Consider the following 21,846-nt stretch of genomic DNA (forward strand, 5'->3'; position numbering starts at 1 on the left):
TTGCGGGAGAGGGCAGGGGTGAGGGCCAGCGGCCGTCGAAGGACCTCAGTAGTGCGGCGGCAGCTCATCGCGCAGCGAGCCCGCGCCATCGCCTCGTCCCTCGGGCACCTGCTTGCGCAGCTGCGCGATCTCGCGCACCAGCGCGTCGATCTGCTCCTGCTGCCGCGCGACCTGCGCGTTGAGGTGATCGACCAGGTCCTCGGCGAAGCTGGCCTTGATCTCGAGCTCGGTGACCCGCGCCTCCAGGACCCGGACCTCCGCGGCCACATCTGCTCCGCTCGCGCTCATGGCTGTGCCTTGGGCGCCGCGACGGCCGGCTGCGACATCAGTTCCGCGATCACCGACACCGGCGCGCTGCCGTAGCTCAGGAACTGCTCGTTGAAGGCCTTGACGCTGAAGTCCTTGCCCAGCGCCTGCCGGCGCCGCTCGCGCAATTCCATGATGTCGCTGTAGCCGCTGAAGTAGCTCGTCAGCTGCACCGAGCTCAACTGCACGCGACGCCACTTCTCGCGCGCCTCGCGCTCGGTCTGGAAGGCCTGGCGCTGCAGCAGGTCCAGCGCCTGCGCCTCGGTCATGCCCAGCACATGGACGCTGTAGTCGAGGATCGTGTTGGTGACGCTGCGCAGGTTCCACTTGCCCCACATCAGCCACATCTCCGGCGCGTTCCCGCCGTAGCCGGACTCCAGCATCATCCGCTCGCCGAAGACGGCCCAGCCCTCGACCATCGCGCCGTTGCCGAAGAGGGTCTTGACCAGCGACGGCGACTTGTTGGCGTAGACCAGCTGCGTGTAATGGCCGGGCACGGCCTCGTGGATGTTGAGGATCTGCAGGATCCAGTGGTTGTATTCCCGCAGCGAGCTCTCGGCCTGCTCGGGGGTGAGGTCGTCCAGCGGCGTGACGTTGTAGTAGGTGCGGTCCTGCGGGCGATAGGGCCCGGGCGCCTCGATGCCGGCGCCGGCGACGCCGCGCTGGTACACCGGCGTCTCGCGCACGATCAGCGGCTTGCTCGCGTCCTGCGTCAACAGGTCGTGGTCGTTGATCCAGCGCTCCAGCTGCGGGATCTGCGCGCGGATCTCCTTGACGAAGTCCTCGCGCTTGACGTGCCGCTCGCTGAGCTTGCCGATCACCGCGCCGATGCGCGCGAAGCGGTCCTCGGGCTTGGGCGCGTCGCCCATCGTCTGCGTCCAGAGCTGGTCCGACAGCTGCGCCATCTGCGTCAGCAGCGCCTCGCGCGCCTGCAGCGCCCGCTGGTACATCTGCTCGGCCGAATGCGTGGACTGGATGTCGTAGCCGAACTTCTTCTCGTACAGCGCCTGGCCGAGCCGGAAGCTGCGCGCCTTGCCGCTGGCCTTGCCCTCGGCCAGCCATTGCTTCAGCCGCGCGGTATAGCCGTTGACGGCCGCCTTCGCCGCGGCGATGCGGACGGTGAGTTGCTGGCGCTCGGCCGCGGTCAGCGACGCGGCGTCCGGGCCTTGCGCGGCCTTGGCCACTTCGTCCAGCACGCTCAGCACGCCCGGCGCCTGGTCGATCGCCAGCTGCGTGTGCTCCAGCGTCGGTTGCTTCAGCAGCGCCGCGCCGGCCCGGTAATAGGCCGGCACCTGCGTCAGTCGCGCCGAGATCGTCTTCAGGCGCGCCGGCAGCGGCGCGTAGTCGGTGGCGAGGATGTAGTCGATCGGCCCGGCGATGTTGAGGAAGGACGGGTTCCACTCGTACTCGCGCAGCTCGGTCAGCTGAAAGCGGTCGCTGCGCAGCTTGTTGAGCAACTGGCCCAGGTCGGTGCGCGAGGCCGCGCTCAGCGTCGCCGCGTCGACGGCCTCGAAGCGCCGGAGCCAGTCCGACGCGAAGGCCAGCGTGCGCGCGCGCATCGCGCTGTCTGGCGCGGGCAGGCGGTCGGCGTATTCATAACGGCCCGCGGCGATGGCGGCGTCCGGATCCAGGCGCCACAGCGCCTCGATGTAGTCGTTGGCCAGGCGCTGGAAGCGCGCGTCGGCGGTAGCCGACGCGTCGGGTTCGGGGCGCAGGACGTTGCGGGTCGGCTGGGCGGCGGGATCGGCCGCGAGCGCGGGCAGGGTGGTCCAGGCGCCGACGGTGGTCAGCGCGGCCACGGCCAGCGCGCGAAGGGTGGGGCGGTGCGTCATGGGGCGCGAGCATAGCCCGCCCGGGCCCGCAGGGCGCGCGCCGGCCGCCCTCAGGCCAGCAGCCAGCGGCTGATGTGGAAGGTCAGCCAGGACGCCAGGTAGGCCAGGCCGAACAGGTAGGCCAGCATGACGGCCGGGATCTTGTAGCCGCCGGTCTCGCGCTTGACCGCGGCGAGCGTCGAGATGCACTGCGGCGCGAAGATGAACCAGGCCAGCAGCGAGAACGCGGTCGGCAGGCCCCAGGTCGACGAGATCAGCGGCGTCAGCGCCTGCGCGGTGGCGTCGTCACCGGTGGCCGACAGCGCGTACACCGTGCCCAGCGCGCTGACCGCGATCTCGCGCGCCGCCATGCCCGGCACCAGCGCCAGGCTGATCTGCCAGTTGAAGCCGATGGGCTCGAAGATCGTCGCCAGGCCGCGGCCCAGGTAGCCGGCGAAGCTGTACTCGATCGCCGGGCCGGTGGCGCCCTCGGGCGCGCCGGGGAAGGTCGACAGCACCCACAGCAGCAGCGTCAGCGCCAGGATGATGCCGCCCACGCGCTTGATGAAGATCTCCGCGCGCTGCCACAGTCCGATCGCGACGTTGCGCGCATGCGGCCAGTGGTAGCTGGGCAGTTCCATCATCAGCGGACGCACCTGGCGGCCCGCGTCGGTGAAGCGCTTGAGCACCCAGGCCACCGCCATCGCCGCGAGGATGCCGGCGAAGTACAGGACGAAGAGCACCAGCCCCTGCAGCTCGATGCCGCCCCACAGCTCGCGCTGCGGGATGAAGGCGCCGATCAGCAGCGCATACACCGGCAGCCGCGCCGAGCAGGTCATCAGCGGCGCGATCAGGATGGTCACCAGCCGGTCGCGCGGATTGGCGATCGAGCGCGTGGCCATGATCCCGGGGATCGCGCAGGCGAAGCTCGACAGCAGCGGGATGAAGCTGCGGCCCGACAGCCCCACCGAGCCCATCAGCCGGTCCAGCAGGAAGGCCGCGCGCGGCAGGTAGCCCGATTCCTCCAGCAGCAGGATGAAGAAGAACAGGATCAGGATCTGCGGCAGGAACACCAGCACGCCGCCGACGCCCGCGATCAGGCCATCGACCACGAGGCTGCGCAGATGGCCCTCGGGCAGCAGCGCGCCGGCCTGCTCGCCGAGCCAGCCGGTGCCGGCCTCGATCCAGCCCTTGGGCACCTCGGCCCACGCGAACACCGCCTGGAACAGGAAGAACAGCAGCACCGCCAGCAGGATCGGCCCGAAGACCGGATGCAGCACGACGCGGTCGACCTTGTCGCTGGGCAGCTCGCCCTGCAGCGTGTCCAGGCCGAGTTCCTTGAGGATGTGGCCGATGCGGGCGTTGTCCTCGCCCTCGGGCACGGGGCTGGCGGTCTTCCACAGCTCGGGCTGGTCCAGCACCGCGCGCAGGTCGTCCAGGCCGTGGCCGTCGGTGGCGACCGTGCGGATCACCGGCACGCCCAGCAGCGCGGACAGCCTGGCCGTGTCGATCTCGATGCCGCGGCGCTGGGCCAGGTCGGCCATGTTCAGCGCGACCACGCAGGGCAGGCCCTGGCGCTGCACCGACAGGAACAGGCGCAGGTTGCGGCGCAGGTTGGTCGCGTCCAGCACGCAGACGATCAGGTCGGGCCGCTTCTCGCCCTGCGCGCGGCCGGCGAGGACGTCGACGGTGACGCGCTCGTCCGGCGAGCGCGGGTACAGCGAGTAGGTGCCTGGCAGGTCCAGTACCCGCAGCAGCTTGCCGGCGGCCGTCTTGAGCCGGCCTTCCTTGCGCTCGACCGTCACGCCGGCGTAGTTGGCGACCTTCTGGCGGCTGCCCGTCAGGCGGTTGAAGAGGGCGGTCTTGCCGCAGTTCGGATTGCCCACCAGCGCCAGCAGCGGCCCGGCCGGATGAATGTGGACGACGGCCTCACGCATGGGCGGCCCCCGCCTGGCCGGTCGCGGCATCGGTCGCTGCGTCGAAGGGCGCGGTGAGCCCGCCGCTCGTGCCGCCCTCGAGCAGCACGCAGTCCGCCTCCGCCCGGCGCAGCGCGAAGGTCGACTGGCCGATGCGCACCACCAGCGGGTCGGCGCCGGGCATCGCGCGGGCCAGCACGGCGACGTGCTCGCCGGCGACGAAGCCGAGCTCCTCCAGCATCTGCTTCCATTCCGGCGCATGGGCCGGCGCCTGCAGCGACTTGACGCGGTGCGCCTGGCCGAGGACGGCCTGCGCGAGGGTGGGGACGGGAAGGACAGCGCTCATGTCGTGGGGGTCTCGGAAGGAGCCTGCGGGCTTGCGAAGCGAAACATTCTAAATGATAGTAATTCTCAACTTGCTCGACCGAGCCGGGGTGATGTTTCGGTCAATCCGAGGGCGTTTGGCGATCCGCGCGAGCCGGCACGGGAACTGCTAGCCACTAGCCCGCATTCCAGCTGGGTGCAATGGCCTGATTTAGTGAGGCGGCCCCTGATTTGATGAGCCCGCAAACGTTTAGCGTTTTCCTTGACGTGGCTTACACTCGCGCCTTCTTAGAATGCCCGGCTGCTCCTCACCCCTTCGCATCGAGATCGCAATGATGAAGCCCTTCCTGTCGTTCGCCCCGACCGTCACCTCGATCGCCGCCGGCCTGGTGCTGGCCCTGGCGACCGGCGCCGCGGCCGCGCAGACCACCCCGGCGGTGATCTTCGACATGGGCGGCAAGTTCGACAAGTCGTTCAACGAAGCCGCCTACCGCGGCGTCGAGCAGTGGAAGAAGGACACCGGCGGCAAGTACCTCGAGTTCGAGATCAGCAACGAGACCCAGCGCGTGCAGGCGATCCGCCGCATGGCCGAGCGCGGCGCGAGCCCCATCATCTCGGTGGGCTTCGCCCAGGCCTCGGCGCTGAACCAGGTGGCCAAGGATTTCCCGAAGACCAAGTTCGTCATCATCGACGAGAAGGTCAACCAGCCCAACGTGCAGTCGGTGCTGTTCAAGGAGCAGGAAGGCAGCTTCCTCGTCGGCGCGCTGGCCGCGCTGACCAGCAAGACCGGCAAGGTCGGCTTCGTCGGCGGCATGGACATCCCGCTGATCCGCAAGTTCGAGTGCGGTTATGAGCAGGGCGCCAAGGCCGCCAACGGCAAGGTCGAGGTCTTCAAGAACATGACCGGCACGACCGCCTCGGCCTGGAACGACCCGACCCGCGGCGGCGAACTGGCCAAGGCGCAGTTCGCCAAGGGCGTGGACGTGGTCTTCGCCGCGGCCGGCGGCACCGGCGTGGGCGTGTACCAGGCGGCCAAGGACGCCGGCAAGTTCGCCATCGGCGTGGACAGCAACCAGAACCACCTGCAGCCCGGCACCATGCTGAGCTCCATGGTCAAGCGCGTGGACGTGGCCGTCTACAACGTGCTCAAGGAATGGAAGCCCGGCATCAGCGTGCTGGGCCTGAAGGAAGGCGGCGTGGAGTACGCCGTCGACGCCAACAACGCCAAGCTGATCGCGCCCGCGGTCAAGGCCAAGCTCGACGGCTACAAGGCCGACATCATCGCCGGCAAGATCAAGGTCGCCGACTACATGGCCGACAACGCCTGCAAGAACTGACCCATCGCGAGCGAGCGTCCCTGACATGACACAGTCCCCACGCGGCGCCGCCGCGCCCGCGGTCCGTCTGTGCGAGATCTCCAAGCGCTTCGGCGCGGTGCAGGCCAACCGGGCGGTGAGCCTGGCCGTCGAGCGCGGCACGGTGCATGGCCTGGTCGGCGAGAACGGCGCCGGCAAGAGCACGCTGATGGCGATCCTCTACGGCTACTACCACGCCGACGAGGGCCACATCGAGGTCGACGGCCAGCGCGTCTCGATCGCCAATTCGCATCAGGCCATCGCGCTGGGCATCGGCATGGTCCATCAGCATTTCATGCTGGTGGACACGCTGTCCGCGCTGGACAACGTGATGCTGGGCGCCGAGCCGGCGTTCTTCCTGTCGCGCGCCAAGCGCCAGGTGCGACGCGAGCTCGAAACGCTGATGCGCGACACCGGCCTGACGGTGCGGCTGGACGCGACGGTGGCCGACCTCCCGGTGGGCGAGCTGCAGCGGCTGGAGATCCTGAAGGCGCTGTACCGCGGCGCCCGGATCCTGATCCTGGACGAGCCGACCGCGGTGCTGACGCCGCAGGAGACGGACCAGCTGTTCGAGGTGCTGCGCCGCCTGCGCGAGCGCGGCACGACCATCCTGCTGATCACGCACAAGCTGCGCGAGGTGATGGCGCTGTGCGACGCGGTGACCGTGATGCGCGCGGGCACCGTGATCAAGACGGCCGCGATCGGCGACACCAGTCCCGAGGACCTGGCCGAGAGCATGGTGGGCCGCAAGGTCAACCTGGGCCGCGACGGCGGCGCGGTCAAACCGCGGTCGGAGCAGCCGGTGCTGAAGGCCGAGGGCCTGACGGTGGCGAGCGACTCCGGCTCCGGCGTGCACCTGCTGAGCCAGGCGACGCTGGCGCTGCGTCCGGGCGAGATCGTCGGCGTGGCCGGCGTGTCCGGCAACGGCCAGAGCGAGCTGCTGGAAGTGCTGGCCGGCATGCGCGCGCCCGACGCGGGCGCGCTGCATGTCGCGGGCCGCGACTTCACGGCCCAGGCGTGGATGGACCCGCGCACCGCGCGCGAGCTCAAGCTCGCGCACGTGCCGGAGGACCGTCACGCGCTGGGCATGGTGCTGAGCTTCCCGGCCTGGGAGACGGCCGCGCTGGGCTATCACGGGCAGGACCAGTACCGCGCCGGCCCGCTGGGCCTGGGCATGAACCAGCGCCACCTGCGCGCGCGGACCGCCGGGATGATGGAGCGCTTCGACGTGCGCCCGCGCAACGCGGAACTGGGCTCGTCCAAGTTCTCCGGCGGCAACCAGCAGAAGCTGATCCTGGCGCGCGAGATCGGCCAGCAGCCGGCGGTGCTGCTGGTGGGCCAGCCCACGCGCGGCGTGGACATCGGCGCGATCGAATTCATCCACAACCAGCTGCGCCGCCTGCGCGACGCGGGCTGCGCGATCCTGGTCGTGTCCAGCGAGCTCGACGAGATCCTGGCGCTGGCCGACCGCGTCATCGTCATGAACGCCGGCCGGATCACCGGCGAGCTCGCGATCGACGCCTGCACCGAGAAGAACCTGGGCCTGCTGATGTCCGCTTCCCCCTCCCACGAGAACGCCGCGGCCGCGGCGACCGCCGCATGAGCGCCCAAGCCTTGCAGATGCCGCGCTGGATGGACCTCGTCCTGCTGCCGCTGTGGAACCTGCTGATCGCGCTGGCGGTGGCCGGCGGCGTGGTGCTGCTGATCGGCGCCAGCCCGGTGCAGGCGCTGTCGGTGCTGCTCGAGGGCGCGCTGGGCAGCGCGCGCGGCCTGGGCTACACGCTCTACTACACGACCACCTTCGTCTTCACCGGCCTGGCCGTGGCGGTCGCCTTCCACGGCGGGCTGTTCAACATCGGCGGGGAAGGGCAGGCGACGCTGGGCGGCATCGGCGTGGCGCTGCTCTCGCTGTGGCTGGCGCCCAAGCTGCCGGGCTTCGTGATGATCCCGCTGGCGATCCTCGCGGCGGCGCTGTTCGGCATGGTCTGGGCCGCGGTGCCCGGTTACCTGCAGGCCTGGCGCGGCAGCCATGTGGTCATCACGACCATCATGTTCAACTTCCTCGCCGCCGGCCTGAACGGCTACCTGCTGGTGAACTGGCTGCGTCCGGCGGGTTCGATGTCGGTGGAGAGCGATGCCTTCGCCGACTCGGCGCGCATGCCGGCGGTCCATGAGCTGCTCGCGAAGCTGGGCATCGAGTGGCCGTCCTCGCCGCTGAACCTGTCCATCCTGCTGGCGCTGGCCGCCAGCGTCTTCGTCTGGTGGTTCCTGTGGAAGAGCCGCGCCGGCTACGTGCTGCGCGCGGTCGGCTCCAATCCGAGCGCCGCCCATTACGCCGGCATCCGGCCGCGCTGGCAGGTGCTGGCGGCGATGGGCTTGTCGGGCGCGCTGGCCGGGCTGGTCGGCGTCAACGAGATCGCCGGCGTGCAGGGCAAGCTGACGCTGGACTTCGTCGCCGGCGCCGGCTTCACCGGCATCGCCGTGGCGCTGATGGGCCGCAACCACCCGGTGGGCATCGTGCTGGCCTCGCTGCTGTTCGGCACGCTGTACCAGGGCGGCGTCGAGGTCTCCTTCGAGGTGCCCGGCTTCAGCCGCGAGATGGTGGTGACGGTGCAGGGCCTGATCGTGCTGTTCGCCGGCGCGATGGCGATGGTGAGCGCGCCGATGTTCGCGAAGCTCTACGCGGCATTCGCGCGCAAGCAGCGCGCGGCGGAGGGGAAGTCCCATGGATGAGGTGCTGATCGGCTCGGTGCTGGCGTCGACGCTGCGCGTCACCACGCCGCTGCTGTTCGCCGCGCTCGCGGGCCTGCTGTCGGAGCGCTCCGGCGTGGTCGACATCGGCCTGGAAGGCAAGATGCTCTCGGCCGCCTTCGCCGCGGCCGCGGTGGCCAGCGTGTCGCACTCGACGACGCTGGGCCTGCTGGCCGCGATCGGCGTGGCGATCGCGATGTCGATGGTCCACGGCTTCGCCACGGTGACGCACCGGGGCGACCAGGTCGTCTCCGGCGTCGCGCTGAACATGGTGGCCGCCGGCCTGACGGTGGTGCTGGGCATCGCCTGGTTCGCGCAGGGCGGCCAGACGCCGCCGATCGCCGCCGAGCAGCGCATCACCGGCCTGCTGCCGCAGTGGGCCGAGCCAGCGCGGGGGAGCTGGGCCGCATCGGTCATCGGCCACGGCCTGCTCAGTCACAACGCGCTGGTCTACCTGGCTTTCGCGCTGGTCGTCGTGGTGTGGTTCTTCCTGGAGCGCACCCGCCCGGGGCTGCGCCTGCGCGCGGTCGGCGAGAACCCGGCGATGGTCGACGCCGCCGGCGTGTCCGTGCCGCGGCTGCGCTACACCGCGCTGGCGCTCAACGGCATCCTGTGCGGCCTGGGCGGCGCCTACCTGACGCTGGCGCAGAATGCTTCGTTCTCACCCAACATGACGGCGGGCCGCGGCTTCATCGCGCTGGCCGCGATGATCTTCGGCAAGTGGAAGCCGGTGCCGACGCTGTGCGCCTGCCTGCTGTTCGGCTTCCTGGACGCCGTCGCCATCCGCCTGCAGGGCGTGTCGCTGCCGGGCATCGGCGAGGTGCCGGTGCAACTGATCCAGGCGCTGCCCTATCTCCTGACGGTGGTGCTGCTGGCCGGCTTCATCGGCCAGGCGATCGCGCCCAAGGCGCTGAGCAAGCCCTACGTGAAGGAGCGCTGAACATGAGCCCGCAGAACCTCATCGCCTCGATCCCGCTGCCCGCCGACGTCATCGAGCGCCTGCTGAAGGCCGCGCTCGACGCGCGCCAGCATGCGCATGCGCCGTACTCGAAGTACTTCGTCGGCGCCGCGGTGCTGGACGAGCACGGCCGCATCCATGCCGGCTGCAACATCGAGAACGCTGCCTACCCGCAAGGCTGGTGCGCGGAGACCAATGCGCTGGGCCACATGATCATGGGCGGCGGGCGCATCGCCCGCGCGGTGATGGTGACCGGCGCCGGCTCGGAAATCATCACGCCCTGCGGCGGCTGCCGCCAGAAGCTGCGCGAATTCGCGCGGCCCGAAGAGTTGATCGTGATCGCGGGCGACGCCAGCGGCGTGCGCGCGCACTGGACCCTGGAGCAGCTGCTGCCGGCGAGCTTCGGTCCCGACCATCTGAAGAACTGACATCGACGCGGCCACGACGGCCGCGACAGGAGAGAACCATGTCCATGCCCCTGCACGGCGCCGAGCTCGACGCCGCCATCACCACGTCCATCGCCACGCTGAAGGCCACCTTCGGCGAGCAAGGCCCCGAAGTGGCCGTGGTGCTGGGCTCCGGCTGGGCCGGCGCCGTCGACCAGCTGCAGGACGCGAAGCACCTGCCGTATGCGCAGCTGCCGGCCTTCCCCCAGCCCAAGGTCGAGGGCCACGTGGCCGAGATCGCCGTCGGCCGCGTCGGCCAGCAGCGCGTGGCGATGCTGCGCGGCCGCGCGCACACCTACGAGAGCGGCGACTGCACCGGCATGGCCGGCGCGATCCGCAGCCTGAAGGCCTGGGGCGTGAAGGTGCTGGTGCTGACGAATGCGTCGGGCAGCCTGCGCTCGCACCAGCCGCCGGGCAGCCTGATGCTGATCTCGGACCACATCAATGCGCCGCAGCGCTCGCCGCTGACCGGCCTGCCGGGCAGCGACCGCTTCTGCGACATGAGCGTCGCCTACGACGCCGAGCTGCGTCAGCAGGGCTTCAAGGTCGCGCGCGACCTCAACATGGTGCTGACCGAAGGCGTGTACGTGTGGGCCGTCGGTCCGCACTTCGAGACGCCGGCCGAGATCCGCATGTTCGCCGCCTGGGGCGCGGACGCGGTCGGCATGAGCACCGTGCCGGAGACCATCCTGGCGCGTCATGCCGGGCTGCGCGTCGCAGGTCTGGCGCTGATCACCAACATGGCCGCGGGCATGTCGGACGAGGCGCTGACGCACGCGCTGACGCTGCAGCAGGCCAAGGCCTCGGGCGAGCGCGCGGCGGCCTTCCTGGGCCAGTACTTGGCCTCGTTGGCGACGCTGGCATCGCTCAAGGGCTGATCCGCCCGGAAGGCGCAAGATCGGGCCGGTGGTCCGGCCTCGCGAGGCCGTGATCGCCCCTCCGTCCGGAGCACGGGGCGCGCGGCGCCGTGCGCCGGCCAGCCAACGCCGCGCGCTGCGTGACGCAGCCCTGGGAGCAGTAGATGAAGACCGAGATGAGTCTTGAACAAGCGGCGCGACTGGCGCTGCAATGCCTGGACCTGACCAGCCTGAACGACGGCGACACCGCGGCCGACATCGACGCGCTGTGCGCCCGCGCCATCGGCGCGCCGGAGCGCGGCCATGTCGCCGCGGTCTGCGTCTGGCCGCGCTTCGTCGCGCAGGCGCGTGCCGCCTTGCCCGCGGACATCCGGGTCGCGGCGGTCGCCAATTTCCCCGACGGCAGCCTCGACCTGCCGCGCGTGCTGGCCGAGGTCGACGCGATCGCGCAGGCCGGCGCGCAGGAGGTCGACGTGGTGCTGCCGTACAAGGCGCTGATGGCGGGGCAATCGACCGAGGTGGCGGAGTTCCTCGCGGAGGTCCGCCACGCGACGCGCCCGCTGACCTTGAAGGTGATCATCGAATCGGGCGAGCTGGGCTCGCCGGCGCGCATCGCCGAGGCCACGCGCCAGGCGCTGATGGCCGGGGCCGACTTCGTCAAGACCAGCACCGGCAAGAGCCCGGTGTCGGCCACGCCCGAAGCGGCCGCGACGATGCTGCGCGAGATCGCGGCGAGCGGCCTGGGCAACGCGGGCTTCAAGGCCTCGGGCGGGATCCGCTCGGTGGCGGATGCGCGCGGCTACCTGCAGCTCGCCGCCGATGCGCTGGGCGTGAGCGCGCTGACGGCCCACCGCATGCGCTTCGGCGCCAGCGGGCTGCTGGGCGACATCGAGGCGGTGCTGGCCGGGCAGGACAGCGCGGCCGTCAGCGCGGCCTACTGACGCGACGACGCACGGGCGCAGAAGCGGCAAAGACGCGACAAAGAAGCGGCTCGGCGAGCGGCGCATCGCGACGAATCCGCGACGCTGCCGCGATGACCATCACGAAGCGACGCCCCGGCCGACAAGGGGCGCTGAGACAACGACCACACATCGAAGGGACGTGGCGATCATGCTGGCGCAGGAAATCATTCGGGCCAAGCGCGAGGGGCGCGCGCTGGACGGGGCCCAGATCCGGCACTTCGTGCGCGGGCTGGTGGACGGCAGCTGGAGCGAGGGCCAGGTGGCCGCGCTCGGCATGGCGGTGTTCCTGCGCGGCATGGGACGGGACGAGGCGGTCGCGCTGACGCGCGCGATGATGGACAGCGGCCGCGTGATGCGCTGGCCCGACATGCCGGGGCCGGTGCTGGACAAGCACTCGAGCGGCGGCGTGGGCGACAAGCTGAGCCTGATGATCGCGCCGATGGTGGCGGCCTGCGACGGCTACGTGCCGATGATCGCGGGCCGCGGCCTGGGGCACACCGGCGGCACCGTCGACAAGCTCGAGGCCATCCCCGGCTACACGACGACGCCGGCGCCGGCGGACTTCGACCGCATCGTCCGCACGCTGGGCTGCGCCATCATCGGCCAGACCAGCGACCTGGCGCCCGCCGACAAGCGCTTCTACGCGGTGCGCGACATCACCGCCACCGTCGAGAGCGTGCCGCTGATCACCGCGAGCATCCTGTCGAAGAAGCTGGCGGCCGGCCTGCAGGGCCTGGCGATGGACATCAAGTGCGGCAACGGCGCCTTCGCGGCGACGCCCGAGTTCGGCCAGGAGCTGGCGCGCAGCATCGTCGAGGTGGCCGGCGGCGCAGGCCTGCGCACGCGGGCGTTGATCACCGACATGAACCAGGTGCTGGGGCGGGAAGTGGGCAACGCGCTGGAGGTGCGCGGGGCCATCGACTACCTGAAGGGCGACGGGCCGCGCGAGGCCCGCACCCATGAACTGACGCTCGCGCTGTGCGCCGAGATGCTGGTGCTGGGTGGGCTGGCGCCTGACACGGCGGCCGCGCGCCTGAAGCTGCAGGCGGCGCTGGACAGCGGCGCGGCGGCGGAGCGCTTCGCGAAGATGGTCGCGGCGCTGGGCGGGCCGGCGGACCTGATGGAGAGGCCGGATGCGTATCTCGCGGCCGCGCCGGTCGTGCGCGCGGTGCCTGCGCCGCGCGCGGGGCGGGTCGTCGGGATGAAGACGCGGGACATCGGGCTGGTGATCGTGGAGCTGGGCGGCGGCCGGCGCCTGCCGGGCGACGCGCTCGACATGCGGGTCGGGCTGGATCGCTTCGCGCAATCGGGCGACGTGTTGTCGGCGGGCGATCCGATCGCCTTCGTCCACGCGGCGGACGAGGCCTCCGCGGAACGCGCGATCGCGCAGGTGCTGGCGGCAGTCACCATCGAGGACGCGCCGAACTGGGCGCCGGCACCGCTCGTCATGGCTGAGTTGGGCTGACTGCGGGGCGATGCCGATCGGTAGAATCCCGCCCCTCGTTCCCTGATTCCCGCCATGCCCGATTCCATCGACCCCAACGACGATCCCATCGACAGCGACGACGCCAGCGAATCGCCGGCGGGCGAGGGCGCCAACCACCCGCGCGCCCGCATCCGCAGCTTCGTCGTGCGCGCGGGTCGCATGGGCACCGGGCAGATCAAGGCGCTCGCGGAACTCGGCCCCAAGTTCGTGCTGCCGTTCAAGCCCGAAGCGCTCGACTACGAAGCCACCTTCGGCCGAAAGGCGCCCGTGGTCTTCGAGATCGGCTTCGGCATGGGCGGCCCGACCGCCCAGATCGCCCGGACCTTGCCGGGGACCGACTTCATCGGCTGCGAGGTCCACGAGCCCGGCGTCGGTGCGCTGCTCAAGCTGATCGGCGAGCAGGACATCCCGAACATCCGCATCTTCCAGCACGACGCCGTCGAGGTGCTGGACCAGATGATCCCGCCGGGCTCGCTGGCCGGCGTGCACATCTACTTCCCTGACCCCTGGCACAAGAAGCGGCACAACAAGCGCCGCCTGGTGCAGCCGCCGTTCGTCGCCAAGCTGGTGAAGCACCTCGCGCCGGGCGGCTACCTGCACCTGGCCACCGACTGGGAGCCCTACGCCCAGCAGATGCTGGAAGTGCTGAGCGCCGATCCGGACCTGGTGAATGCCTCGTCCCGCGCCGACGGCTACGCCGACAAGCCGGACTACCGCCCGCTCACCAAGTTCGAGCATCGCGGCCTGAAGCTGGGTCACGGCGTCTGGGACCTGGTCTTCAAGCGCAAGGGCTGAATCGCGCCGCTGGCCCCGCGACCGCGCGGCCGCGGTGCATCGCTGCGTGACCAAGGTCAGGCACGGACCGGCCCGCAAGGCCATTCAAGGCCGTCAAAAGGGGCGCGCTGGTAGAGTTCCGCCCCATGTCCGAATCCAACTCCCTCGCCGGTCGGCACATCCTGCTGGGCCTGTCCGGCGGCATCGCCTGCTACAAGATCGCCGAGCTCACCCGGCTGCTGGTCAAGGCCGGCGCCACGGTGCAGGTCGTGATGACCGAGGCCGCCGAGGCCTTCATCACGCCGGTGACGATGCAGGCGCTGTCGAACCGGCCGGTCTTCACCAGCCAATGGGATGCGCGGCCCGAGAACAACATGGCGCACATCAACCTCACCCGCGAGGCCGATGTGATGCTGATCGCGCCGGCCAGCGCGGACATGATCGCCAAGCTGGCCCAGGGCCGCGCCGACGAACTGCTGTCGCTGACCGCGCTGGCGCGCCCGGCCCAGCGCTGCGCGCTGCTGCTGGCGCCGGCGATGAACCGCGAGATGTGGGCCCATCCCGCCACGCAGCGCAACCTGGCGCAGGTCCGGGCCGACGGCGCGCAGGTGCTGGGCGTCGGCAGCGGCGACCAGGCCTGCGGCGAGGTCGGCGATGGCCGGATGCTGGAGCCGCAGCAGTTGCTCGAGCACGTCGTCTCCCACTTCCAGCCCAAGGTGCTGGCCGGTCGCAAGCTGCTGATCACCGCGGGCCCGACCTACGAGGCGATCGATCCGGTGCGCGGCATCACCAACCGCTCCAGCGGCAAGATGGGGTTCGCCATCGCGCGCGCGGCGGCGGAGGCCGGGGCCGAGGTGACGCTGGTGGCCGGCCCGGTGCACCTGCCCACGCCGCTGGGCGTGACCCGCATCGACGTGCAGAGCGCGCGCGAGATGCTGGACGCGGTGCTGCCGCGCGCGGCGACGCACCAGGTCTTCGTCGCCACGGCGGCGGTGGCGGACTGGCGGCCGGCGCAGGCGGCCGAGCACAAGATCAAGAAGAACGCCAAGGCCGGCGAGGCGGTCGCGCCCGCGCTGGCGCTGGCCGAGAACCCCGACATCCTGGCCACGGTGGCCGCGCTGCCGCAGCCGCCGCTGTGCGTCGGTTTCGCGGCGGAGAGCCAGGACCTGATCAAGCACGCGCGCGAGAAGCGCCAGCGCAAGAACGTGCCGCTGATCGTGGCCAATGTCGGACCGGCGACCTTCGGCCAGGACGACAACGCGCTGACGCTGGTCGACGCGCGCGGCGAGCGCGAGCTCTCCCGTGCCGACAAGCTGACGCTGGCCCGCGAGCTGGTGCGCGAGATCGCGCAGCGGCTCACCACCTACACTGCCTGACTTTCCGCCGCGCGCGGTGCGCCGTCCGGCGCGCGCGTCGCCCGAAGCGCTCACGCCGCCCCGGCCGTTCCGGGGGCGAGGGCGGCGATGGGCGATGGCGGCATCCCGACTCTCTTCCCGTTGACTCCATGACCACCATCGATCTCAAGGTGCTCGACCGCCGCATGGCCGAGCAGCTTCCCGCCTACGCGACGACCGGCAGCGCCGGCCTGGACCTGCGCGCCTGCCTGGACGAGGCGATCACGCTCGCGCCGGGCGACACGGTGCTGGTGCCGACGGGCCTGGCGATCCACATCGGCGACGCCGGCCTGGCGGCGATGATCCTGCCGCGCTCGGGTCTGGGCCACAAGCATGGCGTGGTGCTGGGCAACCTCGTGGGCCTGATCGACTCCGACTACCAGGGCCAGCTGATGGTCAGCGTGTGGAACCGTGGCAAGGACAGCTTCACCATCCAGCCGATGGAGCGCATCGCGCAGATGGTGATCGTGCCGGTGGTGCAGCCGACCTTCCGCGTGGTCGATGACTTCGACGCCTCCTCGCGCGGCGAGGGTGGTTTCGGCTCGACCGGCAAGGCCTGACCCGGGCCACCACCCCGCGCAGCCCACGCTGCGACTCGCAGGCCGGAGTCAGCGAGCGCGTGTGGGGCCGGAATGGGGCTTGGGGTTCCCGGACGGGAGGCCCCATGCCCCGTGGAGAGCCCGCGCCTGGCCGTCCGAGGTCAATCCCCGTGCCCGTGCCCGTGCTCCACGCCCGCCGCCTCGGCATCCACCGGCACGCTCGCATTGACGCCATCGAAGAAGAACGGCTTGCGCGCCTTCTTCACGGGCCAGACCTCGTTCATCGACGGGATGTCGAAGACCTTGCCGCCCTGCATGACCTGCGAGATCCGATCGCTCTGCCGGATGTCCTTGAGCACGTCCCCGTCGAGGATCACCAGGTCCGCGAGCTTGCCCGGCTCGAGTGAGCCGATGTCCTTGTCCAGCCCCAGGTAGCGCGCCGGATTGAGCGTCGCGGTGCGGATCGCCTCGAGCGAGGACATGCCGCCCAGGCCCATCATCCACATCTCCCAATGCGCGCCCAGGCCTTCGCGCTGACCGTGCGCGCCGATGTTCACCGGCACGCCGGCGCGCTGCAGCTCGGTCGCGGTCTTCGCGACCTGGATGACGTTGAAGTCCTCCTCCGGCGCCGTTTCGCGGCGCACGCTGCGCGGCTCGAGCACGGCCTTGGGCACGAACCTGCTCAGCAGCGGATGGCGCCACACGTCGGTGCGCGCGTACCAGTAGTGCTCGCCGTCCAGGCCGCCGTAGGCGACGTTGAGCGTCGGCGTGTAGCCGACCTGCGTCTGCGGCCACAGCTGCTTCACGTCGTCGTAGACCTTGGCCACCGGCAGCGCATGCTCGATGCCGGTGTGGCCGTCGATGACCATGTTCATGTTCATCTGGAACAGCGAGCCGCCTTCCGGCACGACCATCATCTGCGTTTCGCGCGCGGCCTCGAGCACCTGCTGGCGCTGGTCGCGGCGCGGCTGGTTGTAGCTCTTGACGCTGATCGCGCCGGCGGACTTGAGCCGCTTCAGATGGGTGAGGGCGTCGTCCAGGCTGTTGATCACGGCGGAGAAGTCGCCTTTCGCGCCGTACAGCACCGTGCCGGTCGAGAAGATCCGCGGCCCCACCACGCGGCCGGTGCGCTGCATCTCGGACTGGGTGTAGATGTCGCTGGTGCGGTTGGACGGGTCGTGCAGCGTAGTCAGGCCGAAAGCCAGCGAGGCGTAGTTGATCCAGCTCTGCTGCGGGATGATTTCGCTCTCGGCCATCGTGCCGTGCCAGTGGGCGTCGATCAGGCCCGGGATCACCGTCTTGCCAGCGGCCTGGATCGTCTCCGTGCCCGCAGGGAGGGTCACCGAGGCGCGCGGCCCGATCGCCGCGATGCGGTCGCCGTCGACCAGGATGACGCCGTCCTCGATGACTTCATCGGGCTTGGCCGCGTTCATCGTGACGACGCGCGCGCCGACGATGGCGATGCGGCCCTTGGGCTTGTCGGCGGTCAGCGTCAGCTGGATAGTCGCACCGCGCTCGGCCGGCTTGAAGCCCGGCTGCAGCGCCTGCGCCAGCGGCACGGTGAACAGCTCGTTGCCGAGCGCGTAGTGCAGCGCGTAGGGCCGGGCCTTGCCGTCGCCGGACCACTGCAGGTCGTCGCCGGCATTGACGTCGAGCTTGCTGACCGGCATCGCCTCGGCCTTGGGGCCGACGGTCTGCAGCTTGCCGGCCGGCGCGAGCGGCGTGACGTAGGTGTGGAAGCGTTCGGTGAAGCCCAGCCACTGGCCGTCCGGCGACACGGTGAAGCGCGTCGCGAATTCGCTCTTGGCGACCGCCACTTCGCTGCGTTCGACGAGGTTCAGGCGGATCAGCTGGCGATTGGCATCGACCTCGCCGGTGGTCTGCTTGCGGGTGACGTAGAGCGTGTCGTTGTCGGCGCCGAACTGCGGCGCCTCGCCGTCCTTGGTGACGCGGCGCGCCTGGCCCTTGCCATCGGCCGGTGCGACGTAGATGCCGGGTTCCAGGCTGTTCCAGGGCGAGGTCAGGTAGCCGCCCTTGGCCTTCTGGTACGCGATGGTGCGGCCGTCGGGCGAGAAGGCCGGCGCCAGGTACTTGCCGGGCTCCGGCGTGACGACGGTGTCGCGGCCGCTGGCCAGGTCGAGCACGCGCACGCGGCCCTGGTCGGCGTCGCTCCAGCCGAGGTAGACCAGCTGGCGGCCATCGCGCGAGAAGGCCGGGAAGTATTCGAAGCGCTCGGTCTGCGAGGTCAGGCGCTTGGCTTCGCCGATCGGCTGGCCGTCGCGCAGCTCGCTCGTGTAGAGGTAGCCCGCGGACGAGAACACCACCCGCATGCCGTCGGGCGAGACCTTCACCCAGCGCAGCATCTTCGACTCGAAGCTGGCCGGCGCGACCTCATGCGAGAAGCGGACCGCGGGCGTGAACTGGCGCTCGTCCTTCACGTGGAAAGGGATCTCGGCGGCCGAGCCCTTGAACGGGTCGATGCGCCAGAGCTTGCCCTGCGCCCAGGCGACGAGCTGGCGGGCATCGGGCGTCCAGGCGATGCCGGGGTAGACGCCGTGCACGGACCAGGACTCCTGCAGGTCGCGCTCCATGCCGGTCCAGGCGGGGAACTCGCGGCCCGTCTTCAGGTCCTTGAGGAACAGCGTGGTGCGGCTGCCCGAGGCGTCGCGCAGGCGGCGGATGAAGGCGAGGTACTTGCCGTCGGGCGAGGGCGTGGGCCGGATGGCGCCGCCGGGGCCGGTGACGAAGGGCTCGCTGGTGCCGTCGGTCAGGTCCTGGCGATAGATCCGGAAGATCTCGCCGGTGCTGTCCTTGTTGTATTCGAACTGGCGGCCGGGCGTGCTGTCCTGCGAGTAGTAGAGGAACTTGCCATCGGGCGAGAGCGCGGGCTCGCCGAGGTCCTTCTGCCAGTTCGGCTTCTCGTTGAGCTGCTGGCCCTTGCCGCCGTCGACGTGATAGAGCCAGATCTCGCCGCTGCCCAGTGAGCGGGTGCCAGTGAAGTGCTTGCGGGCGGCGATGTATTTGCCGCTGGGGTGCCAGACGGGGTTGTTGAGCAGGCGGAAGTCTTCGGTGGAGATCGCGCGGGCGTTGCTGCCGTCGGCGTTCATGACCCAGATGTTGTCGCCGCCGCCGGCGTCGGAGACGAAGGCGATCTGCTGGCCGTCGGGGGAGAAGCGGGGCTGCATCTCCCAGGCGACCGAGTGGGTGAGGGCGGTGGCCTCGCCGCCGTCGATCGGCATCACGTACAGGTCGCCGAGCAGGTCGAAGACGATGCGCTTGCCATCGGGGCTGACGTCCACGGACATCCAGGTGCCGGAGCGGACGTCGAGCTTGGCGATGCGCTGCTCGCCGCGGGGCTGGTTGACGTTCCACTTGGGGGCGGAGGCCGCGGCGGCGGGCGCTGGCGCTGCGGCGGGGGCATCGGCGGCGAACGCCGCGGCCTGCAGCGCGAGCCCGAAAGCAATCACGCCCGCGCGGGCGGGCGTGACGGGGAAGAGGCTGGTGAGCGAGGTCGGCTTCGTGAGCGTCTTGGTCGGCATTGGGGCACCCTGGGATGAGAGTGCCGGGAGCATATTCGTCGACCCTTGGCAAACCCGGGAGGGTTTGCGAGGGCATGACGAATGGACGTGCGAGGGGCGGAAAAAACATGGACACGTCAGGTGCCCCCCAGTTCCTGAAGGGGGTGTTGCCACCCATTTTTGGCGTTTGACTGACTTGAGTAAGCTAAGTATCAGTCCGAAGAGAAATTTCTAATGTCATTGCGTAGATTTCGTCCGACTCGGAATTCAAATTCAGGGCATGACGAAACTGGCTCTCACGGACGCGCAATATTCAGCGCTCTCCTGCTTCTGTTACCTCGCTCAAAAATACCGCATGCGGGTTGCGGTTTCAGATCTCGCTCAAGCGAAGAGCTTTGATACGAGCCTTGCGCCTTCTGAAATGGTGCGTGTCCTCGCGCCCGATCATCATCTGAAAATCCAGTCATTCAAACTGACGGGAGTTGAGTGGAAGAAACTGCACCTCCCGGTGATGGCAGAGCGTCTCGGAGGCACTTGGACGGCACTGGTCGCGCGCAATGAGTTTGAGTTCATCGCCGTTGATAGCGTGTCAGGAGGCGTCCATCGCTTTCAGATTGATGGTTTTTCCGACGCTTTTACTGGGCGCGTCTTGGCGCTGAAGGAGCGGCGCGACATGCCCGAAACCCATCGGGTTTTTGGATTGTCGTGGTTGACCCGTCGGGCGAACCAGATGCGAGGGTTGCTGGTTCAGATACTCGTCGCCTCGCTCGTCATGCAGATATTCGCGACGGCGATGCCGTTGTTCAGCCAGGTCGTCATCGACAAGGTTCTGGTCCACCACAACATCTCCGCCTTGTACGTGCTAGGAGTGGGCATGGGCATCCTCACGGTCTTCGAATTCGTGCTCATGCTGCTGCGAACCCAGCTCCAGGCCCACGTCGCGAGCAAGGTGGATCTGGAGCTGGGCGTTCGCATCAAGCAGAAGCTGCTGCGTTTGCCCATGCACTATTTCCAGAGCCGCAGCAGCGGGCACGTGCTCGGGCTGTTCAAGGAACTCGACACCGTTCGCCAGTTCATCACTGGCCCGTCGGCGACCAGCCTCGTGGATGTCACATTTCTGGTGGTATTCCTGCCGCTGATGCTTTGCTACAGCCCGACCCTCACCGGCATCACGGTCGTCACCGCGTTGGCAATGATGGCGGTGTCCTTCCTGACGAAGCCTGGACTTACCCGCCGCATGTCAGAGCATTCCAGGGCGGCCACCGAGTGCCAGAGTGCCTTGGTCGAGAACCTTGCTGGGATCGGCACCATCAAGGCCCTGGCGGCTGAGCCCGTCATGCAGCGGCGTTGGGAATCGGCATTCGCCCTCAACGTACTGGCGACCTTGCGCTCGGCGAACGCGCAAGGCGCATCCGCCGCGGCCAGCACATTCATTCAACGTGCGTCGACGCTGGGCATCCTCTGGGTCGGGGCCGATCTGGCACTGCAGAACCGGATCAGCGTCGGGCAGATGATTGCCTTCCAGATGCTATCCGCTCGTGTCCTGCATCCGATGATGCGGATGTCGCAGCTATGGCAGGACCTGTGCCAGGTCCAGCACTCGATGTCGCGCCTGGGGGACATCATGAACGCCCCCGGCGAGGAGACGTCGGGTGATCGCGCGTTGATCCTTGCGCCTCGGCCGGGCAGCATCGAGATTGCCGACCTCCGTTTCGCTTACCCCGGCAGCCAAACGCCGGTACTTCGGAACCTGTCGGTGCACATTCCGTTCGGCCAGACCGTGGCGTTGGTGGGCCGGAGCGGCTCCGGCAAGAGCACCCTCGTCAAGCTGCTCCTGCGGTTGCACATCGCGGAGCAGGGCCGGATCCGTTACGGCGACGTCGACATTCGCAACATCGATTTGTCCGCGTTGCGACGTCGCGTGGCGCTGGTGCCTCAGGACACTGAGCTCTTCAATGGAACGATCGCCCAGAACATTGCGATTCATTCCCCTTGGGCGAGTCTTGAGCGCATCGCCGAGGTCGCACGCGCCGCGGTGGCCGACGTGTTCATCGCTGAACTGAAAGAGGGCTATCAAACGCTTGTCGGCAGTGCTGGTGTTCAGCTGTCCGGAGGGCAGCGCCAGCGCATCGCCCTGGCCAGGGCGCTTCTGCACGAGCCGGACGTCCTGATCCTCGACGAGGCCACAAGCGCCATTGACTACGCCACGGAACTCCAGATCCACGACAACCTCTCACGCCTGTTGAAGGGGCGAACCCTGATCCATATCACCCACCGTCTGCGGTCGATACGACACGTCGACATGGTTCATGTCCTGGCAGGGGGACATCTTTCGGAGAGCGGCACGCATGCGGAACTGATGGAGCGTGGGGGCTCCTATCGCGCGCTCTACGGTCAAGTAGAAGAGACCGTGCTCGCCGCCGTCGCCTGAGCACCGTGAAACTTAAGC

General features: G+C 69.5%; 17 protein-coding genes. 12 read left to right on the forward strand and 5 right to left on the reverse strand.

Annotated elements, in window-relative coordinates; genetic code table 11:
- Nucleotides 1-45: 45 nt before the first annotated feature.
- From FHT37_RS02860 to FHT37_RS02875, 4 genes are read right to left on the reverse strand one after another with little or no spacing between them, the layout of a single operon-like run.
- Nucleotides 46-288, reverse strand: coding sequence for a SlyX family protein (locus tag FHT37_RS02860; protein WP_183478720.1), 243 nt, complete (start codon nt 286-288; stop codon nt 46-48).
- The gene (locus FHT37_RS02865; RefSeq protein ID WP_183478722.1) at nt 285-2,138 is read right to left on the reverse strand and encodes a DUF885 domain-containing protein; all 1,854 of its coding nucleotides are present in this window, start codon (nt 2,136-2,138) and stop codon (nt 285-287) included. Before FHT37_RS02865 ends, FHT37_RS02860 begins: the two co-directional genes overlap by 4 nt.
- Nucleotides 2,139-2,188: 50 nt before the next feature.
- Nucleotides 2,189-4,054, reverse strand: a complete 1,866-nt coding sequence (locus FHT37_RS02870) for a ferrous iron transporter B (protein ID WP_183478724.1) — start codon at nt 4,052-4,054, stop codon at nt 2,189-2,191.
- The gene (locus tag FHT37_RS02875; RefSeq protein ID WP_183478726.1) at nt 4,047-4,379 is read right to left on the reverse strand and encodes a FeoA family protein; all 333 of its coding nucleotides are present in this window, start codon (nt 4,377-4,379) and stop codon (nt 4,047-4,049) included. The genes FHT37_RS02870 and FHT37_RS02875 overlap by 8 nt, the downstream gene beginning before the upstream one ends.
- Nucleotides 4,380-4,689: 310 nt before the next feature.
- On the opposite strand from FHT37_RS02875, the gene FHT37_RS02880 reads away from it, so the two are divergent.
- The 11 genes from FHT37_RS02880 to dut all read left to right on the forward strand — a co-directional run bounded on the left by FHT37_RS02880 (nt 4,690) and on the right by dut (nt 15,900).
- A complete protein-coding gene (locus FHT37_RS02880) occupies nt 4,690-5,694 on the forward strand; it encodes a BMP family protein (RefSeq protein ID WP_254783229.1) in 1,005 nt (334 codons plus the stop codon).
- 25 nt (nt 5,695-5,719) lie between these two features.
- Nucleotides 5,720-7,315, forward strand: a complete 1,596-nt coding sequence (locus tag FHT37_RS02885) for an ABC transporter ATP-binding protein (RefSeq protein ID WP_183478727.1) — start codon at nt 5,720-5,722, stop codon at nt 7,313-7,315.
- A complete protein-coding gene (locus FHT37_RS02890) occupies nt 7,312-8,445 on the forward strand; it encodes an ABC transporter permease (RefSeq protein ID WP_183478729.1) in 1,134 nt (377 codons plus the stop codon). The genes FHT37_RS02885 and FHT37_RS02890 overlap by 4 nt, the downstream gene beginning before the upstream one ends.
- The gene (locus FHT37_RS02895) at nt 8,438-9,403 is read left to right on the forward strand and encodes an ABC transporter permease (protein ID WP_091723758.1); all 966 of its coding nucleotides are present in this window, start codon (nt 8,438-8,440) and stop codon (nt 9,401-9,403) included. The genes FHT37_RS02890 and FHT37_RS02895 overlap by 8 nt, the downstream gene beginning before the upstream one ends.
- A 2-nt stretch (nt 9,404-9,405) precedes the next feature.
- Nucleotides 9,406-9,849 (forward strand): cytidine deaminase, encoded by a 444-nt coding sequence (locus FHT37_RS02900; RefSeq protein ID WP_183478731.1) that lies wholly within the window; start codon nt 9,406-9,408, stop codon nt 9,847-9,849.
- A 38-nt stretch (nt 9,850-9,887) separates the two neighbouring features.
- Nucleotides 9,888-10,745: a purine-nucleoside phosphorylase gene (locus tag FHT37_RS02905; RefSeq protein ID WP_254783231.1), complete on the forward strand. Its 858-nt coding sequence runs from the start codon at nt 9,888-9,890 to the stop codon at nt 10,743-10,745.
- Nucleotides 10,746-10,900: 155 nt separating this feature from the next.
- The gene (gene deoC, locus FHT37_RS02910) at nt 10,901-11,665 is read left to right on the forward strand and encodes a deoxyribose-phosphate aldolase (protein WP_147242228.1); all 765 of its coding nucleotides are present in this window, start codon (nt 10,901-10,903) and stop codon (nt 11,663-11,665) included.
- Between the two features lie 166 nt (nt 11,666-11,831).
- Nucleotides 11,832-13,151: a thymidine phosphorylase gene (gene deoA / locus FHT37_RS02915; protein ID WP_183481170.1), complete on the forward strand. Its 1,320-nt coding sequence runs from the start codon at nt 11,832-11,834 to the stop codon at nt 13,149-13,151.
- A gap of 54 nt (nt 13,152-13,205) precedes the next feature.
- Nucleotides 13,206-13,967, forward strand: coding sequence for a tRNA (guanosine(46)-N7)-methyltransferase TrmB (gene trmB, locus FHT37_RS02920; RefSeq protein WP_091723768.1), 762 nt, complete (start codon nt 13,206-13,208; stop codon nt 13,965-13,967).
- Between the two features lie 125 nt (nt 13,968-14,092).
- On the forward strand, nt 14,093-15,322 hold the full coding sequence (gene coaBC, locus FHT37_RS02925; protein WP_091723770.1) for a bifunctional phosphopantothenoylcysteine decarboxylase/phosphopantothenate--cysteine ligase CoaBC: 1,230 nt from the start codon (nt 14,093-14,095) through the stop codon (nt 15,320-15,322).
- A gap of 128 nt (nt 15,323-15,450) precedes the next feature.
- On the forward strand, nt 15,451-15,900 hold the full coding sequence (dut, locus tag FHT37_RS02930; RefSeq protein WP_091723772.1) for a dUTP diphosphatase: 450 nt from the start codon (nt 15,451-15,453) through the stop codon (nt 15,898-15,900).
- Nucleotides 15,901-16,040: 140 nt separating this feature from the next.
- Here the strand turns inward: dut and FHT37_RS02935 are convergent, their stop codons facing one another.
- On the reverse strand, nt 16,041-19,418 hold the full coding sequence (locus FHT37_RS02935) for an amidohydrolase family protein (protein WP_183478733.1): 3,378 nt from the start codon (nt 19,416-19,418) through the stop codon (nt 16,041-16,043).
- A gap of 259 nt (nt 19,419-19,677) precedes the next feature.
- On the opposite strand from FHT37_RS02935, the gene FHT37_RS02940 reads away from it, so the two are divergent.
- A complete protein-coding gene (locus FHT37_RS02940) occupies nt 19,678-21,828 on the forward strand; it encodes a peptidase domain-containing ABC transporter (protein WP_183478735.1) in 2,151 nt (716 codons plus the stop codon).
- The last annotated feature ends 18 nt before the right edge of the window (nt 21,829-21,846 follow it).

The organism is Mitsuaria sp. BK037 (assembly GCF_014193045.1).
In the GTDB taxonomy this organism is placed as follows: domain Bacteria; phylum Pseudomonadota; class Gammaproteobacteria; order Burkholderiales; family Burkholderiaceae_C; genus Roseateles.